Below are 16,372 nucleotides of genomic sequence, written 5' to 3'. Positions count from 1 at the left end.
TCACCGGTCGATGGCCTCGCCGGTGGGGTCTTCGGCGACGCGCGACGCGAGCTGGAGGCCGCCGACGGGCGCCCAGCTCAACGTGACGAGCTCCCACCCGCGCGACGGGTCGCCCTCGATCTCCACGAGACCGGTGTTCTGCAGCGACGTCCGCTCGACCTCGTCCACGTCGACCCCGGCGACGCGCGCCGACGCCCACGACCGGATCGCGGCGCCGTGCGAGAACGCGACGACCGTCTCCCAGCCGCGGGACGCGATCTGGGCGACGGCCTCGTCGTACCGGCCAAGGAACTCCACGCCGTCGGGGCCGCCCGGCATGCGCAGGCTCACGTCGCCGCGGGCCCAGGCGAACACGGTGCCGAGGTAGCGCTGGTGCGCGTCGTGGTGGCTCTCCATCTCGAGGTCGCCCGCCTCGACCTCGCGGAGCCCGTCGACGATCACGGGCGTCAAGCCGCGCGCGGTGGCGAGGGGCGCGGCCGTGAAGGACGTCCGGACCAGCGGGGAGACGGCGATCGCGTCGACGTCGCGGTCGGCCAGGGCGGCCGGGATCGCGGCGGCCTGCTGCTCGCCGAGCACCGTGAGGCCGGGTCCGGGGGCGGCGGTGTCGAGCACACCCTGGACGTTCGACGGAGTCTGCCCGTGGCGGATCAGGAGAAGGCGCATGCCTCGCATCCTGCCTCCCGTCGCAGGCACCGAGGCGCCCCCGTCCGGGGGCTGGCGGGTGCGGCGCCGAGCCCGGCAACGGTGGTCTCCTTCACGCCGTCGTGCGGCGTGGGCTCACCTGCCGCTGCCGAAGATCCTCGCGAGGAAGCCCGGTGCGGGCGAGTCCTGGTGGCCGGGGCACCACTGGTCGGCGGGCACGGCGGCGCGGACGGCGTCGACGTGCTGGCCGCAGCCGGCCCAGGTGGTCTTGCCGCAGGTGGTGCAGGTGTTCGGGTAGCACATGGGGATCGCTCTCGGTGTCGTGCGGTGGGGTCGTGCGCTCAGGCGAGCATGAGGAAGAGCTTCTCGAGCTCCTCCGGGGTCAGGTTGTCGTCGTTCGCGGCTTCGCCCGGCTCGGCCAGGCAGTCGCGCAGCGCGGTCGAGACGATCGTGAAGCCCGCGCGGTCGAGGGCGCTCGACACGGCGGCGAGCTGCGTGACGACGTCGCGGCACGGTGCGCCGTTCTCGACGGCGGTGACGACCGCGTCGAGCTGGCCGCGCGCGCGGCGCAGCCGGTTGAGGATCTTCTTCTGAGCCTCGGCATCGGGCGTCATGGGACGAGCACCTCCTCGGTGACCAGACGGTCGGCGGCGCCCGGCGTGGCGCGCAGCGTGAGCATGCCACCCGACAGCGAGGCGGAGTCGAAGCCGTGCTGCGCGAGCACGCGGTGGGCGATGTGCGAGCGGACGCCGGAGCCGCACAGGGCGCGCACCGGCCGGCCGTCGGCGGCCTCGCGCACGTCGTCGAGCCGCTCGCGCAGCTCGGTGTGCGGGACGTTGAGCGCGCCCGGGACGTGACCTGTGGCGAACTCCTCGCGGCTGCGCACGTCGAGGACGAGCGCGGTCTCGGCGACGACGGCGAGGTCGGTGGCGTGCCACACGCGCAGCGTGCCGTCGAGGACGTTGCCCGCGGCCATGCCGACGAGGTTGACGGGGTCCTTCGCCGCCCCGAACGGCGGCGCGTAGGCGAGGTCGAGGTCGACGAGGTCGCCGACCGTCAGACCTGCGCGCATCGCGGTGGCGAGGACGTCGATGCGCTTGTCCACGCCGTCGGCGCCGACGGCCTGGGCGCCGAGCAGCCGCCCGTCGTCGTCGAAGTGCACGACGAGGTGCACCGGGTGCGCACCCGGGTACCACCCGGCGTGCTGGCTCGCGTGCAGGTGCAGCGTGTGGTGCGCGACGCCGGCCCGCGCGAGCGTGGCCCGGTCGGCGCCGGTCGTGGCGGCGGCCAGGTCGCCGACGCGGACGATCGCGGTGCCGAGCGCGCGGGGCAGCCGCCGGGCGGTGCCGGGGCGCAGGATCGCGTCGGCGACGCCGCGACCCGCACGGTTGGCCGGCCCGGCGAGCGGCACGGGTCGGCGGGCGCCGGTCACGGCGTCGGTGACGACGACCGCGTCGCCGGCCGCCCAGACGCCCGGCAGGTTCGTGCGGCCGAGGCCGTCGACGACGATCGCGCCGCGCTCGCACTCGACGCCCGACCGCTCGAACGCTGCGGTGTCCGGGCGCACGCCGACCGCGAGCACCACGAGGTCGGCGGGCAGCCTCGTCCCGTCGGCCAGGACAACGACGTCCGCGTCCTCGTGGTGCTCGACGGCCGTGGCCGCGACACCGGCGTGGACGTCGACGCCGAGCCGCGCCAGCTCGTCGGTGACGAGCGTCGCGAGCTCGGGCTCGAGCATGGGCAGCACGTGCGGGGCGAGCTCGACGACGGCCACGTCGACGCCGGCCCGCGCGAGCTGCTCCGCCGCCTCGATGCCGATGAACCCGCCGCCCAGCACGACCGCGCGGCGCGCACCGCCGTCGAGCAGCCCGCGCAGCGCGACCGCGTCGGCGACCGTGCGCAGCGTGCGGACGCGGGGTGAGTCGAGGCCGGGGACTGGCGGCCGTACGGCGGTCGCGCCGGGCGCAAGGACGAGCGCGTCGTAGGCGATCGTCTGCTCGCCCTCGCGTGTCCGGACGCGCACCGAGCGCTCCTGCGGGTCGAGGCCGACGACGTCGTGGCCGGTCCGCACGTCGAGGTTGAGCGCGGCCCGCAGCGACTCGGGCGTCTGGACGAGCAGCGAGTCGGCCGACTCGATCTCGCCGCCCAGGTGGTAGGGGAGGCCGCACCCGGCGAACGACACGTGCTCACCGCGCTCGAGCACGACGATCTCCGCGCTCTCGTCGAGGCGACGGGCGCGGGCGGCACAGCTCATTCCGGCGGCGACGCCCCCGACGATCACGATCTTCATGTCGTCCACTATACCCCCGGGGGTTTACGCACCGGCACGCGCTCGCGTCGCCGGCCCGCACACGCGAGGCTGTGTGGTGCCCGCCACGGATCGTGGGGCGGGCCGGATCGGACGAGGAGCGCACATGGAGTACCGCCAGCTGGGCCGGACCGGCCTCTCGGTGTCGGAGATCGGCTACGGCGCCTGGGGCATCGGGGGATCGATGTGGATCGGCGCCCAGGAGGACGACTCCGTCGCTGCGCTGCACCGGGCGATCGAGCTCGGCGTCAACTTCATCGACACCGCGCGCGGCTACGGCGACAGCGAGCGGATCGTCGGCGGCGTCGTGCGGGACCACCCCGACGTGCTCGTCGCCACCAAGGTCCCGCCGAAGAACATGGTCTGGCCCGCGCCCGACGGGCTGCACCCCGACGAGACGTTCCCCGGCTCGCACATCCGCCAGAGCCTGGAGACGAGCCTCGCGGCGTCCGGACTGGAGGCCTTCGACCTCCTGCAGTTCCACGTGTGGAGCGACGAGTGGGTCGGCAAGGGCGACTGGCTCGAGACGATCACGGACCTGCGCCAGGAGGGCAAGATCCGGTTCTTCGGCGTCTCGATCAACGACTACCAGCCGGAGAACGCCGTCGCGCTGGTGCGCAGCGGCACCGTCGACACCGTGCAGGTCATCTTCAACGCGTTCCACCAGCAGCCCGAGGAGCAGCTGCTGCCCGCGTGCGCCGAGCACGGCGTCGGGGTGATCGTGCGGGTCGCGCTCGACGAGGGTGGTCTCACCGGGCGCGTCTCGTCGGGCACCACCTTCCCCGAGGGCGACTTCCGCAACACCTACTTCGGCGGGGACCGGGCCGCGCAGGTGGAGCAGCACGTCGACGCGCTCGTGGCCGACCTCGGCATCGGCACCGACCAGCTCGCCGACGTCGCGCTGCGGTACGTCCTCGACCAGCCCGCCGTGTCGACCGTGATCGCGGGGATGCGCACCGTGCGCAACGTCGAGCGCAACGCCGCCACGAGCGACGGCCGTCGGCTCACGCCCGAGCAGCGCGACGCCGTGCGGCGCCACCGGTGGGAGCGGAACTTCTACCGGGCCGCGGACGCGTAGGCCCGGGGGGTTCCCCGACCCGGGGTCGTGGGGTGGCACGACCGACACGGGAGGCGTCCAGGTCGAGCGTGGGTCCATGACCACCACCGCTGCTCGTCGTCGTCTCGCCGTGCGCTGCGTCGCCGCGTCGGCCGTCCTCGCCCTCGCCGTCGGTGTCGCCCAAGGGCCCGCCGTCGCGCTCCCCGCGACCGGCGTCGCGCCGCCGTCCTACCCCGTCGCGCCCGCCTGGCCAGGCCCCGACGCGTCGCTCCGGGACGCCGCCCGGCAGGTCGTGTCCGCCGGCGCGACGGGCGTGATCGTCCGGGTCGACGACGGGCACCACGTGACCCGCTTCGCCGTCGGAGCAGAGCGCCTCGCGCCGTGGCGGCCGCTGTCCCCGGACGACGAGTTCCGGGTGGGCAGCAACACCAAGATGTTCGTCGCGACCGTGGTGCTGCAGCTCGTCGCGGAGGGCCGGCTGTCGCTCGACGACAGCGTCGAGCGGTGGCTGCCGGGGGTCGTGCCCGGCGGCTCCGCGATCAGCCTGCGGATGCTGCTCGACCACACGGGCGGGATCTTCGACTACGCGCAGGACGAGGGCTTCCTCGCGACCGTGTTCGCCGAGACGGAGCGCGTCGGGCGCACATTCACGCCCGCCGAGCTCGTCGGGTACGCGACGGCGCACGCGGCGACGTTCGCGCCCGGCACCGGCTGGGCGTACTCGAACACCGACTACGTGCTGCTCGGCATGGTCGTCGAGCAGGCCACCGGCCGGACCGTGGGCGACCAGATCGACCGGCGCATCGTGCGACCCCTGCACCTGCGGCACACCTACCTGCAGACCTCCGAGGCGTTCCGGGGACGGTACGCGCACGGGTACGTGACGCCCGCCGACACCGGCGACGGCTACCTCGACCTCAGCGGTCGCAACGACGCGACGTGGGCGGGTGCGGCGGGTGCGCTGGTGTCGACGGTCGACGAGCTCGCGCGGTTCACGACGGCCCTGCAGGCGGGCCGGCTGCTCCCTCCGGCACTGCTGGCCGAGATGCGCACGACCGTCTCGGCGAGCACCGACCAGGTCGTGGAGCACGCGTCGTACGGGCTCGGGCTCATGTCCTTCGCGACGCCGTGCGGCACGTTCTGGGGCCACTACGGGTCGATCCCGGGCTACCGGAGCCGCAACTTCTCCGACCCGTCGGGCCGGCGCAGCGTCGAGGTGTTCACTCCCACCGAGTCGACGGATGCGATCGTCGCGGCCGCCGACGCCCTCACCGACCAGGCGCTGTGCGTGGCCGCCGGGAGGTCGCCGGACAGGTCATGACCCGCGCGCCGCTCGCGCCCCGGGGCGTAACGTCGTCACCACACCGCACGTCGGTGACCCGTCCGTCCATCAGCGCGAGCGACACGGAGGAAGGTCATGGACCGCGACGGTTCGAGCGTGGCCGACCTCGTCCGGCGTGCCGCCGACGGCGACCAGGCGGCGTGGGACGGCCTCGTGGAGCGGTTCACACCGCTCGTGATGTCGGTGGCGCACCGGTTCCGGCTCGCGCGCGCCGACGTCGAGGACGTCGTCCAGACCCTGTGGCTGCGGCTCGTCGAGCACCTCGCGGACATCCGCGAGCCGCAGGCGCTGCCCGGCTGGATCGTCACGACCGTCCGGCACGAGTGCCTGCGGACGCTCCGGCTGCGCCGCCGCTCGCAGCCGTTCGACCCGCTCGACGCGACGGCCGAGCGCGAGGACCCCGACATGGTGCCGGTCGACACCGAGGTCGTCGACGGTCTCACCGAGGCGAGCCGCCACGAGCTGCTGCTCCGGGCGTTCGCGGACCTGCCGTCGTCGCACCGGGACCTGCTGCTCCTGCTCATGCACGACCCGCCGCTCAGCTACGTGGAGATCGGCCGTCGCCTGGGGATCCCCGTCGGCAGCATCGGGCCGACGCGGGCCCGTGCGCTGCGGCGGCTGCGCGAGCACCCGGCGATCGCCGGCGTGCTGGGGGAGAGCTCGGACGTCAGAGCCGCACCCAGTCAGTGACGACCGACCCGAGGTCGGTGGTGCACCGCACGCGGACCAGCGGCTCCGTCGGTGCCGCGATCGCGAAGTACCCCGCGTCGTCCGACGAGACGCGTCCCACCTCGCCGGTCGGCGACTGCAGGACGATCACGCCCTGCCGGCCGGGGACCAGCTGACCGACGATCCGGCTCGGGCTGACGTCGAGCTCCACCGTGACGGACCCCGACTCGAACGCCAGGCTGCGCAGCTCGGCCGTACCGCCCCCGCCCCGGACGGACGTGCTCTCGTCGAGCAGCGAGTCGTACGTGAGGGCCGCGAGCTCCTCGTCGACCGTGCGCCACGCGAAGGCGGCCCTTGCCGCGTCGACGACCGCGTCGTCGACCGCCGCCTCCGTCAGGGCCCGCTGGAGGTCTGCCTGCAGCTGGTCGTCGTCGGACCACCGTGGCTGCGTCATGTGCCTCACCCGTCGCTCGTCGTCCTGGTCGGTGCGTGCTCCCGCAAGGGGAGCGACACCCTTACCTTCCACCCGACGACGGCCGCGTCAAGTCCTCGCTGCGCCCGGAGCGGTCAGCAGGGTGTCATGCACGTCGGAGTCGCCAACGGGCGCCGGTGATACCTCCCGCGGCAGCGGCTGGCCGCCGTACCCGAGCTGGACGAACCCCGCCGCCGCCGCGAGCGCGGCATGGCCGCCGCGGCCCGTCGACTCCTGCGCGGCCGCGAGCGCGTCGGCGGGGGCGCGGCCGGCGCTGAGCGCCCGGTGGTACGCGCGCATCAGGTCGACGGTCGCCACGTCGGGCACGGGCACGACCGGTGCCACGAGCGTGGCGGTGCCGCCGGCGAGCAGCGCCGACGTGAACCCGAGGATCTCGCCACCCGCGACCAGGGCGGACCGCCCGGTGTCGCACGCGGCGAGCACGACCTGGTGCGGCGCCCGGTCGAGCCGTTCCAGGTCGTACACGGTGTACGGCCCGTCGGCGAGCGCGAGCGACGAGAACTGCGGGTTGTCGGACCGCACGCGACCATGGGCGGCGAGGTGCACGAGCGCGGCTCCGTCCATCGCGGCCGCGACGTCGCGGGCCGTCGCGTCGGGGCCGACGAGCACGGTGGGCGACGTGTGCAGCGCGGCGACGATCTGCGCCTCTGCGCGCGCCCCGTCCAGACCAGGGCCCGCGACGACGACGGTGCGCCCGGGCTCGGCAGCCCGCCGCCCCGCCGCGACGAGCCACAGCGTCGCCGACGGGCTCACGCTCACGGGCCGACCGGCGCAGCGCGGCAGCAGAGACCAGGGCACCGAGTCGATCTGGCCGGTCGGGACCACGACGAGCGGGCGGTCGCCGACCGCCTGCAGCAGCGGACCGACGAGCGCCTCGTCGAGCGCGGCGCAGGCTCGCGCGAGCAGGCGGGCGGCGGCGAGGCTCGAGTCGCCCGTGCGACCGGCGGCGCCGTCGCGAGCCAGCCGGCGCAGGGCGAACGGGACCTGCTCGGCGAGGTGCACGACGCGCTCCGCCGGACCGAGGCGGTGCAGCCTCGTGCGACCGTCGACCACGGTGACCGCGAGGAGCTCGTCGGCAAGCTCCAGGTACTCGACGAGCGCCGTGCGGCCGAGCGCGTCGGCAAGAGCGGGGACGTCCGGCGGCAGGACGCTGCGCGCGCTGCTGCCCGGGTGCTGCCGGCAGTGGTCGCGGACCTCCCGCTCGAGCGTCACCTGGCGGGCGGTGAGCGCACCCGTCGGCTGCTGCTCGCTGCGCCGCTCGCCGATCGACTCCATGACGCCGCGCAGCTCGGCCAGCAGGGCGGCCAGGGTCGCGTCCGCCGGCGGCCGGGCGTCGCGCGCGGGGGCCGCGGTCGCCTTGGCGCACTCGGCCCACCACAGCGACGCCCGCGCGTCGCCGTCCTCGACGGCGAGCCGCATCCCCATGCGTGCGATGGCGCCACGGTGCAGGGACACGTGCGCGCGCAGCTCGGTCGCGCCGATCGTCGCGCGGTGGTCCTCGAGCACCCGCATCCCCGCGCGCAGCGCGGACACCGCACCGGCACGGCGCCCGTCTGCCTCCCGCAGCATGGCCTCACCGAGCCAGGCCCGTGCACGGGCGTCGGCGGGGCCGAACCGCCGCGCACGTCCGGCCTCCGCGAGGTCGCGCCGTGCCTCGGCCGTCCGGCCGCGCCCGAGCTCGAGCCAGCCGGCGAGCAGCCGGGCCTCGAGCGCGGGCACCGCCCAGCCGGCTTCCGCGAGCTCCTCGGCGGCCCGTCGGCACCTCGTCGGCGCGACCGGCTGCTCTGCCGCCACCAGGGCCTGGATCCGGGAGAAGTCGGCCAGCGCGCGCCACTCGTGGCGCCGGAGCCGCGCGAACTCACGCGCGGCCGTCTCCGCCGAGCTCAGGGCGGTGCGGGTGTCGCCCTGCACGAGCGCGATAGTCGACAGCAGGAGCCGGGACTCGGGCAGGTGGTTGCGGCGGCCGTCGCGCTCGTCGGCCGCCACGGCGTCCTCGGCGACCGACCGGGCCTCGGCCACGAGCCGCACCGACAGCAGCAGCTCGGCGTGGTCCGTCAGCAGCGATCCCGGGGACAGGCCCAGGTCGGTGAACATCGTCGTCGCCGCCGCCATGTGCGCGAGCGCCGACGGCACGTCGCCGGCCTGCGAGTCGACCCAGGCGAGGTTGTGCTCGACGAACGCCGCCGGGACGCGCAGCTCGTGCTCGTCGCACAGGTGCCCCGCGGCCCGCAGGTCCCGCCGAGCCGCGCCGAACTCGCGCCGGGTCGCGTGCAGCAGCCCCCGGTTCGACAGGGCGCGCGTCGCCCACTGGGCGTCGCCCGCGGCACGCAGCACCGGCAGCGCGCGGCGCAGGTCGTCGAGGGCCTCGTCGAGCCGCCCGAGGTCCTGGTAGATGGCGGCCCGTTGCGTCCGTGCCCGCGCCGCCGGCAGGCCGTCGAGGTCGGTCAGCGCCCGGTCGATCTCCTGGAACGACCGCTGCGGCCGCCCGCTCATCATGAGCGCGGACGCGAGGCTCATGCGCGCCTCGCCGGTGGCGACCCGGTCGTCGGCACGCAGGCCCGCGACGACGGACGCCCGCAGGCTCCGCAGGGCGTGGTCGAGCCGTGACTGCTGCATCGCCGCGACACCGAGCGCACGCTCGGCGACGCACACGACCGACCACTCGTGCGCCTGGCGGGCGGTGCGCGCCACCTCCGCGGCCAGGGGCGTCGCTGCCCCGGGGTCGCTGGCGGCGAGGCGCATCGCCTCCTGGGCACGCGCGGCGAGCTCCGTCACGGCACCCCCTCGCTTCGACCGTCGCTCCCTTCGAGAGTCGCGAGTCGGGTCCCGGGCGTCAATGGCATTCGAGATATCCCTTTCGTCCCGGTATGGGCCGCTGGGATAGTGGCCTCACAGGCAGCGTCGCCAGGGGGTGCACCATGAACGGATCGACCGACCGAACCATGTCCGCCGAGGACGACGTCGAGGTCGTCGTCGCCCTCGACCACCTGCAGCTGGTGCAGCGCCTGCTGGCGCGGCACGAGGTGCCGTGCGAGGTGCCCGACGAGCTCACGGACGCCGACCTCGGGCTCGCGCTGCTCCGGCTCTCACCCGGGTCGGCAAAGCGGCTCGTCACCGCGCTGTCCGTCCCGCAGGGGCATCCGGGCCACCACGCGTGGGTGTCCGGGCGGTCGGGGGAGCGGCCCGTCACCGTCGACGACGTCCTCGTGAGCCTGCGCTCCACGTTCGAGCGCCGGTACGCCGGGTGGGTGCCCACGCTGGGGAAGAACCGGCTCGTCGGGTCGGTCAACGGCGGCGGGGGGTCCGTGTCGCACGGTGGCGGCCCGGCGCCGACCGCGGCGAACCGGCCCGCGCGCTGGCGACACGGCACCGCCGGCGAGGGGGTCACCGTGGGTGTCCTGGACACCGCCCTCTACGCGCACCCCGAGCTCGCGGGCGGATACCTGGGAGCGTCCTCGACGGACGTGCTCGCCGACAGCTCGGCCGCGGACGCGACGCTCCCGTTCGCCGCGGGCCACGCGACGTTCGTGACCGGGATCGTCCTGGACCAGGCCCCGAGGGCGACCGTCCGCGTCCGCGCCGTGCTGAAGAGCGGCGGCGACGCCACGTCCTGGGACGTCGCCAAGGCGATCGTGTCGCTCGGCAGGACGGGGATCCAGGTCCTCAACCTCTCGCTCGTCTGCTACACCGAGGACAACAAGCCGCCGCTGGTGCTCTCCACGGCGGTCGACCGCCTGCCGCCCGACGTGCTCGTGATCGCGTGCGCCGGGAACCACGGCGACCCCGTGCTCGCCCTCGCGGACGACGAGCACCGCCGGCCGTCGTGGCCCGCTGCGCTGGACGACGTCGTCGCCGTCGGGTCCGCGCCGCCCGGGTCGGTGCCCGGCAGGTACGAGCCGTCGGCGTTCACGCCGCTCGACGCCGAGTGGATCGACGTCCTCACGGTCGGCGAGCAGGTCGTGAGCACCTACTTCACGGGCAAGGGCGCGGGGGCCACGGGGGAGCCCACGTCGTTCCACGGCTGGGCGCAGTGGGGCGGCACGTCGTTCTCCGCCGCGCTGCTCACCGGCAAGGTCGCAGCCAGGGCGTCGATCGACCGGACGTCCGCACGGGCCGCGTACGCCGCGCTCCGGCCGGCGCCGCCGACGAGCCCGCTGTCCCTGCCGGACGACGGCCCGTACCTCCCGCCGTTCCTGCCGAGCTGAGGTGCGTCCCGGCCCGCCCCTCGAGCGGGCCGGGACCACGTGGTCAGCCGGCCGGCTGCTCGCCCGCGATGTTGACGAGCCACGCGACGCCGAACTTGTCGGTGAGCATGCCGAACGTGTCGCCCCACGGCGCCTTCTCGAGCGGCACCGTCACGGTGCCGCCGTCGACGAGCTTGTCCCAGTAGCCGCGCAGCTCGCCCTCGTCGTCCCCGGACAGCGAGACCGAGTAGTTGTCGCCGGGGTTGTAGGGCATCTGGTTCGGGGTGTCGGCGCCCATGATCGTGTAGCCGCTGGGCGTCTCGAGCTGGCCGTGCATGATCTTGTCCGCCTCGGCGGGGTCCTCGCTCGCGTGGAAGTCCCCGAAGGAGCTCAGCGTGAGCTCGCCGCCGAAGACGCTCTGGTAGAACTCCATCGCCTGCCTGGCGTTGTCGCGGAACCCGAGGTACGGGTTGAGACGCGTGGTCACGGTCTGGCCTCCCTGCTCGACGATCTCGCCCGACGATCGGACGCCACCCATCCTCCGAGGGACCACCGACACTGCCAAGAGTGCTGCGAGACCTTCGTCACAGGTGTTCAGGCCCTGGAACATGTGACGTCCGGAAACGAACGTGGCCTAGTTTGACCCCGTGACCGCACCGCTGCCCCCGCGTGACGTCCGGCGAGGACTCGCCCACCACGAGGTCCCCGACCCCCTGCGCAACGACGTCAGGGTGCTCGGCGAGTTCCTCGGCCGCGTGCTGCGCGAGGCCGGTGGCGACGAGCTCCTGGCCGACGTCGAACGCCTCCGAGAGCTGGCCATCGAGGCGCACGACGAGCCCGACGGCGGTGCGCTCGAGCGCGCCGAGCAGCTCGTCGCCACGTTCTCGCTGGCTCGTGCCGAGCAGGTCGCGCGCGCCTTCACGTGCTACTTCCACCTGGCCAACACGGCCGAGGAGTACCACCGGGTGCGCGTGCTGCGCGAGCGCGAGGCGAGCCTGGAGCCGCGCACGCTGGCCCCCGACGACTCGCTGCCCGCCGCCGTCGCGCAGGCGACCGCCGAGCTCGGCCGCGAGGAGACGCTGCGCCGTCTGCAGGCGCTGGAGTTCCGCCCCGTGTTCACCGCGCACCCCACCGAGGCGCGGCGCCGCGCGGTGTCGTCGGCGATCCGCCGCATCGCCGAGCTCGTCGCGGAGCGCGACCAGCGCAGCATCGGCGGCATGTCGCTCGTCGAGAACGACCGGCGGCTCCTGGCCGAGATCGACACGCTGTGGCGGACGGCGCCCCTGCGCCAGGCCAAGCCGACGGTGCTCGACGAGGTCCGCACGGTCCTCAACGTGTTCGACTCGACGCTGTCCGAGGTGTTCCCCGAGGTCTACCGCCGGCTCGACGACTGGCTGCTCGGCGACGCCGCCGGCACGACGGCGCCGGCCGTCCGTCCGTTCGCCCGGGTCGGCACGTGGATCGGCGGCGACCGCGACGGCAACCCGAACGTGACCGCCGAGGTCACCCGTGAGGCGGCCGCGCTCGCGTCGGAGCGGGCGCTGCGCTCGCTCGAGGTCGCGACCCGTCGCACGGCTGACACCCTGACGCTCGACAACGAGGGCACGCCCGCCTCGGCGGAGCTGCTCGCGCTGTGGCAGCGTCAGAGGATCATGTCCGAGGCCGTGACGGCGCGGATCGCCGGCGAGGCCCCGGGCGAGCCGCACCGCCGCGTGCTGCTGGTGGTGGCGGAGCGCGTCGCCGCGACGCGTGAGCGGCACTCCGACCTCGCCTACGCGTCGGCGCAGGACCTCGAGGCCGACCTGCTCGTCGTGCAGCGCTCGCTCGAGGCCGCGGGGGCGACCCGCCCGGCGTACGGCGACCTGCAGCGCCTGATCTGGCAGGTCACGACGTTCGGCTTCCACCTCGCCGAGCTCGAGGTGCGGCAGCACTCCCAGGTGCACGCAGCCGCGCTCGCCGACCTGGAGGCCAACGGGGTCGACGGCACGCTCGAGCCGCGGACGCTCGAGGTGCTCGACACCTACCGGGCGATCGGCAACGTGCAGCGCCGGTTCGGCGTGCTGGCCGCGCGCCGGTACATCGTGTCGTTCACGCAGTCCGCCGAGCACCTCGCGGCCGTCTACCGGCTCGCAGAGCTCGCGTTCCAGGGAGCCGACGAGGTCCCGGTGATCGACGCGATCCCGCTGTTCGAGACGTTCGCGGACCTCGAGGCCAGCGTCGACATCCTCGAGGGCGCCCTCGCGATCCCGCAGGTGCAGAAGCGCCTCGCGGAGAACGGCCGCCGCGTCGAGGTCATGCTCGGCTACTCGGACTCGTCGAAGGACGTGGGCCCGGTGTCCGCGACGCTCGCGCTCGACACCGCGCAGCGCCGGATCACCGAGTGGGCCGAGCGTCACGACATCCAGCTCACGCTGTTCCACGGCCGCGGCGGTGCGCTCGGTCGCGGCGGCGGTCCCGCCAACCGGGCCGTGCTCGCTCAGCCCCCGGGGTCGGTCGACGGCCGGTTCAAGCTCACCGAGCAGGGCGAGGTCATCTTCGCCCGGTACGGCGACCCGGTCATCGCCGCCCGGCACATCGAGCAGGTCGTCGCGGCGACGCTGCTCGCGGGCACGCCGACCATCGAGAAGCGCAACGCGGAGGCCACCGAGCGGTTCGCGGAGCTCGCGGCCAAGCTCGACGAGATCTCCCGGACGCGGTTCCACGAGCTGGTGCGCGCCGACGGGTTCCCGCAGTGGTTCGCCTCGGTCACCCCGCTCGAGGAGGTCGGTCTCCTGCCGATCGGCTCGCGGCCGGCCCGGCGCGGGCTGTCCGTGTCGTCGCTCGACGACCTGCGGGCGATCCCGTGGGTGTTCTCGTGGTCGCAGGCCCGCATCAACCTCGCCGGCTGGTACGGCCTCGGCACGGCGCTCGACGCGATCGGCGACCTCGACGAGCTGCGCGCTGCGTACGCCCAGTGGCCGTTGTTCACGACGATGATCGACAACGTCGAGATGTCGCTGGCCAAGACCGACGAGCGCATCGCCGCCCGCTACCTGGCTCTCGGTGACCGTCCCGACCTCGCCGAGCAGGTGATGTCCGAGATGGCGCTCACCCGCCGCTCGGTGCTGGCGATCACGGACAGCGACGCGATCCTGTCGCGCCGCCGCATCCTCGGTCGCGCCGTCCAGCTGCGCTCGCCGTACGTCGACGCGCTGTCGCTGCTGCAGCTGCGTGCCCTGCGCGCCCTGCGCACCGGGGACACCGTGGAGCAGGCGGACGACCTGCGGCGCCTGCTGCTCCTCACCGTGAACGGGGTCGCCGCCGGCGTGCAGAACACCGGCTGACGGCCGGCCCGCGCGGACCACGGCGCGTCGCCCCGAGCAGGGGCCGGCGCGCCGTCCTGCGTCTCGGCCCCGGGCACCTTCGGGCGTCGCGGCGCGCCCCCGCCGCGGTCAGGACGGCAGCGAGATCACGGCGGGCAACGTCTGGCCGGCCGCGAGGGCGTCCAGGACGAGCCGTTCGTGCGGGACGACGGGCTCGGGCAGGTCGTCGAGCGCGAACCAGCGCATGTCCGCGGCCTTCGTCTCCTCGAGGATCGACGGGTCGCCGCTCCAGCGCCGGACCTCGAAGAACACGTCGACCCGCTGCTCGACCGCGGGGCCGGTCCGTTCGAAGCGGTGCAGCACCGTGAGGGGTGCGAGGTCGCCGACCGCCACCGTGACGCCCGCCTCCTCGGCGACCTCCCGCACGGCCGCCTCGTGCACGGACTCGCCCGGCTCGACGTGCCCGGCGAGCGTGGCCCAGTACCCGTCGCGGTAGCCGGTGCCCTGTCGCAGGTGCAGCAGCACGGCGTCGTCGCGGCGTAGCACCACGTAGGCGGCGGCGACGAGCAGCGTCCGGTCGGCGAGGTGGTCGTCGGGCGCGTACCGGTCGGGCATGCGGCGGAGTCTGGCACACGGTGCCCGGCGGGTCGTCCGCCGCCCGTCGTCGGAGGTCGTGCCGCCGAGGTCAGGGCCCGGTCGGGCCGAACCGTTCCGTGCGGATGCGGTCCGGGTCGTGCCCGAGGTCGACGAGCAGGTCGGCGACCGTCTCGACGAACGGCGTGGGCCCGCACACGAACACGTGGGCGCGCGCGTCGGGCGGGAAGCACGCCGCCTCCAGGCGCGCCGCGTCGACCCGGCCGACCGGCCCGCTCCACCCGGCGGGTGCGCGCCGGGTCCAGACCCGGGTCACGTCGACCCCGGCGGCGGGTGCGGCGAGCTCGGCGTCGTAGATCGCGTCCGTGGGGGTGCGCGTCGAGACGAGCAGCCGGAACGGGGCCACGCTGCGGGCACGCGCCCGGGTGCGGACCATCGACATGAGCGGCACGAGCCCGGACCCGCCGGCGATCAGCTGCACGGGGTGCGGGTCGGTGGGGTGCCACACGAACCAGTGGCCGACGGGGCCGCGCAGCTCGAGCTGGTCGCCCACCACGACGTCCTCGGTGAGGTACGGGGACACCTCTCCGTCCTCGACGACCTGCACGGTGAGCTCGATGCGGTCGTCGTCGGGCATGCCGGTCGGCAGACCCATGGTGCCCGACGACGCGAGCGAGTAGGACCGCTGCGTCGAGTACCCGTCCTCGGCGGTCAGCCGGACGTCGACGTGCTGCCCGGCGAGCGCCCCGCGCCACCCGGGCACGTCGAGCACGAGCGTCAGCGCGGTGGGCGTCTCCCGGCGGCGCTCGACGACGGTGCCGACACGCCAGGGCAGCGCGTACGGGGTGGCGTCGGCGAGGTCGGCGGCGTCGTCCTCGGCGGCCGGGGCGGCGCCGGGCACGAGCGGGACGTCATCGGTCAGTCGCCCCAATACCGCTGCTCCTTCCACGGGTCCCCGTACTGGTGGTACCCGAGCTTCTCCCAGAAGCCCCACTCGTCGTCCGTGAGGAGGTCGATGCGGCGCACCCACTTCGCGGACTTCCAGAAGTACAGGTGCGGGATGAGCAGCCGGGCCGGGCCGCCGTGCTCGGGCGGGAGCGGTGCGCCGTCGTACTGGTACGCGATCCACGCCTGTCCGCCGCGCAGGTCGGCGAGCGGGACGTTGGTCGTGTAGCCGCCGTCGCAGTGCGCGAGCGCGTACTGCTCGTCCTCGGCGACCTCGACCGCGCCCAGCAGGCGGTCGAGGGACACCCCGCGCCACGACGTGTCGAGCTTGGTCCACTTGGTGACGCAGTGGATGTCCTTGACGATGTCGTCGGCGGGCAGGGCGGTGAGCTCGGCCCAGGTCCAGGTGGCGCGCGGGCCGTCGGCACCGCCGATCGAGAACGTCCACGTGGACAGGTCGGCGCGCGGGGTCGGTCCGGCGGACAGCACCGGGAAGCCGCGCTCGAGGTACTGGCCCGGGGGCAGGCGCGGGTCGGCCTCCCGCTTGCCGCGGAACCCGCGCGAGACGAGGGCCATCAGGGGGTCACCGTGCAGGTCAGAGCGGTGGGCATGGTCGCTCCCGGTGGGGGTGGGCTGTTGCGTCACATCATGCGGCCCGCGCCGCGGATGCGCCAGGGTGCTGCGGGGGACGGCACGAGGGGACCGCGGTGTGCGGTCCCCTCGTGGTCAGGAGCAGGTGCGTCAGCCGCGCGGGCCCTGGGCGCCGCCGACCGCGCCTCCACGGCCGCGACCCCGGCCGCCACGACGCCGCCGCGGCTGGCCGCCGTCGGTCGCAC

At 74.8% G+C, this 16,372-nt stretch carries 15 protein-coding genes; 5 read left to right on the top strand and 10 right to left on the bottom strand.

The features are described from left to right. From J7523_RS17870 to J7523_RS17855, 4 genes are all read right to left on the bottom strand, one after another. Positions 1-663 carry a histidine phosphatase family protein gene (locus tag J7523_RS17870; RefSeq protein WP_291889748.1) on the bottom strand — a complete coding sequence of 221 codons (663 nt, stop codon included), beginning with the start codon at positions 661-663 and terminating at the stop codon, positions 1-3. Positions 664-777: 114 nt separating this feature from the next. Then, complete coding sequence (locus J7523_RS17865) at positions 778-945, bottom strand: hypothetical protein (protein WP_291889746.1); 168 nt, start codon at positions 943-945, stop codon at positions 778-780. A gap of 38 nt (positions 946-983) precedes the next feature. Then, the gene (locus tag J7523_RS17860) at positions 984-1,256 is read right to left on the bottom strand and encodes a metal-sensitive transcriptional regulator (protein WP_291889744.1); all 273 of its coding nucleotides are present in this window, start codon (positions 1,254-1,256) and stop codon (positions 984-986) included. Then, complete coding sequence (locus J7523_RS17855; protein ID WP_291889742.1) at positions 1,253-2,932, bottom strand: FAD-dependent oxidoreductase; 1,680 nt, start codon at positions 2,930-2,932, stop codon at positions 1,253-1,255. Before J7523_RS17855 ends, J7523_RS17860 begins: the two co-directional genes overlap by 4 nt. Positions 2,933-3,056: 124 nt before the next feature. Here J7523_RS17855 and J7523_RS17850 point away from each other — a divergent pair, with 124 nt between their 5' ends. From J7523_RS17850 to J7523_RS17840, 3 genes are all read left to right on the top strand, one after another. Further along, entirely contained in the window at positions 3,057-4,028 is a 972-nt protein-coding gene (locus tag J7523_RS17850) for an aldo/keto reductase (protein WP_291889740.1), read from the top strand. 76 nt (positions 4,029-4,104) lie between these two features. Continuing rightward, positions 4,105-5,328 carry a serine hydrolase domain-containing protein gene (locus J7523_RS17845; RefSeq protein WP_291889738.1) on the top strand — a complete coding sequence of 408 codons (1,224 nt, stop codon included), beginning with the start codon at positions 4,105-4,107 and terminating at the stop codon, positions 5,326-5,328. A gap of 96 nt (positions 5,329-5,424) precedes the next feature. Beyond that, positions 5,425-6,039, top strand: a complete 615-nt coding sequence (locus J7523_RS17840; protein ID WP_291889736.1) for a sigma-70 family RNA polymerase sigma factor — start codon at positions 5,425-5,427, stop codon at positions 6,037-6,039. Here J7523_RS17840 and J7523_RS17835 read toward each other — a convergent pair. Then, positions 6,017-6,472, bottom strand: a complete 456-nt coding sequence (locus tag J7523_RS17835; RefSeq protein ID WP_291889733.1) for a hypothetical protein — start codon at positions 6,470-6,472, stop codon at positions 6,017-6,019. The genes J7523_RS17840 and J7523_RS17835 overlap by 23 nt on opposite strands. 87 nt (positions 6,473-6,559) lie before the next feature. Beyond that, the gene (locus J7523_RS17830; RefSeq protein ID WP_291889731.1) at positions 6,560-9,286 is read right to left on the bottom strand and encodes a CHAT domain-containing protein; all 2,727 of its coding nucleotides are present in this window, start codon (positions 9,284-9,286) and stop codon (positions 6,560-6,562) included. A gap of 167 nt (positions 9,287-9,453) precedes the next feature. Between J7523_RS17830 and J7523_RS17825 the strand changes: the two genes are divergently transcribed. Beyond that, positions 9,454-10,716, top strand: a complete 1,263-nt coding sequence (locus J7523_RS17825; RefSeq protein ID WP_291889729.1) for a S8/S53 family peptidase — start codon at positions 9,454-9,456, stop codon at positions 10,714-10,716. 43 nt (positions 10,717-10,759) lie between these two features. Here J7523_RS17825 and J7523_RS17820 read toward each other — a convergent pair whose 3' ends face one another. Then, entirely contained in the window at positions 10,760-11,182 is a 423-nt protein-coding gene (locus J7523_RS17820; protein WP_291889726.1) for a VOC family protein, read from the bottom strand. Positions 11,183-11,342: 160 nt separating this feature from the next. Here J7523_RS17820 and J7523_RS17815 point away from each other — a divergent pair, with 160 nt between their 5' ends. Then, entirely contained in the window at positions 11,343-14,018 is a 2,676-nt protein-coding gene (locus tag J7523_RS17815; RefSeq protein WP_291889724.1) for a phosphoenolpyruvate carboxylase, read from the top strand. 108 nt (positions 14,019-14,126) lie between these two features. Here the strand turns inward: J7523_RS17815 and J7523_RS17810 are convergent, their stop codons facing one another. The 3 genes from J7523_RS17810 to J7523_RS17800 all read right to left on the bottom strand — a co-directional run bounded on the left by J7523_RS17810 (position 14,127) and on the right by J7523_RS17800 (position 16,112). Beyond that, complete coding sequence (locus J7523_RS17810) at positions 14,127-14,612, bottom strand: NUDIX domain-containing protein (protein WP_291889721.1); 486 nt, start codon at positions 14,610-14,612, stop codon at positions 14,127-14,129. A gap of 70 nt (positions 14,613-14,682) precedes the next feature. Continuing rightward, on the bottom strand, positions 14,683-15,522 hold the full coding sequence (locus tag J7523_RS17805; RefSeq protein ID WP_291889719.1) for a ferredoxin reductase: 840 nt from the start codon (positions 15,520-15,522) through the stop codon (positions 14,683-14,685). Continuing rightward, a complete protein-coding gene (locus tag J7523_RS17800; protein WP_291889716.1) occupies positions 15,510-16,112 on the bottom strand; it encodes a sulfite oxidase-like oxidoreductase in 603 nt (200 codons plus the stop codon). Before J7523_RS17800 ends, J7523_RS17805 begins: the two co-directional genes overlap by 13 nt. Between the last annotated feature and the right edge of the window lie 260 nt (positions 16,113-16,372).

It is taken from the genome of Cellulomonas sp. (assembly GCF_017744555.1).
Taxonomy (GTDB): domain Bacteria; phylum Actinomycetota; class Actinomycetes; order Actinomycetales; family Cellulomonadaceae; genus Cellulomonas.
Note: the sequence above shows the minus strand (reverse complement) of the source record. Positions and strands in the feature narration are given on the sequence as shown.

Bases quoted from the DNA above. Each gene is read 5' to 3' on its own strand.
- J7523_RS17870 (WP_291889748.1), bottom strand. From the start codon at position 663: ATGCGCCTTCTCCTGATCCGCCACGGGCAGACTCCGTCGAACGTCCAG.
- J7523_RS17865 (WP_291889746.1), bottom strand. From the start codon at position 945: ATGTGCTACCCGAACACCTGCACCACCTGCGGCAAGACCACCTGGGCC.
- J7523_RS17860 (WP_291889744.1), bottom strand. From the start codon at position 1,256: ATGACGCCCGATGCCGAGGCTCAGAAGAAGATCCTCAACCGGCTGCGC.
- J7523_RS17855 (WP_291889742.1), bottom strand. From the start codon at position 2,932: ATGAAGATCGTGATCGTCGGGGGCGTCGCCGCCGGAATGAGCTGTGCC.
- J7523_RS17850 (WP_291889740.1), top strand. From the start codon at position 3,057: ATGGAGTACCGCCAGCTGGGCCGGACCGGCCTCTCGGTGTCGGAGATC.
- J7523_RS17845 (WP_291889738.1), top strand. From the start codon at position 4,105: ATGACCACCACCGCTGCTCGTCGTCGTCTCGCCGTGCGCTGCGTCGCC.
- J7523_RS17840 (WP_291889736.1), top strand. From the start codon at position 5,425: ATGGACCGCGACGGTTCGAGCGTGGCCGACCTCGTCCGGCGTGCCGCC.
- J7523_RS17835 (WP_291889733.1), bottom strand. From the start codon at position 6,472: ATGACGCAGCCACGGTGGTCCGACGACGACCAGCTGCAGGCAGACCTC.
- J7523_RS17825 (WP_291889729.1), top strand. From the start codon at position 9,454: ATGTCCGCCGAGGACGACGTCGAGGTCGTCGTCGCCCTCGACCACCTG.
- J7523_RS17810 (WP_291889721.1), bottom strand. From the start codon at position 14,612: ATGCCCGACCGGTACGCGCCCGACGACCACCTCGCCGACCGGACGCTG.
- J7523_RS17800 (WP_291889716.1), bottom strand. From the start codon at position 16,112: ATGGCCCTCGTCTCGCGCGGGTTCCGCGGCAAGCGGGAGGCCGACCCG.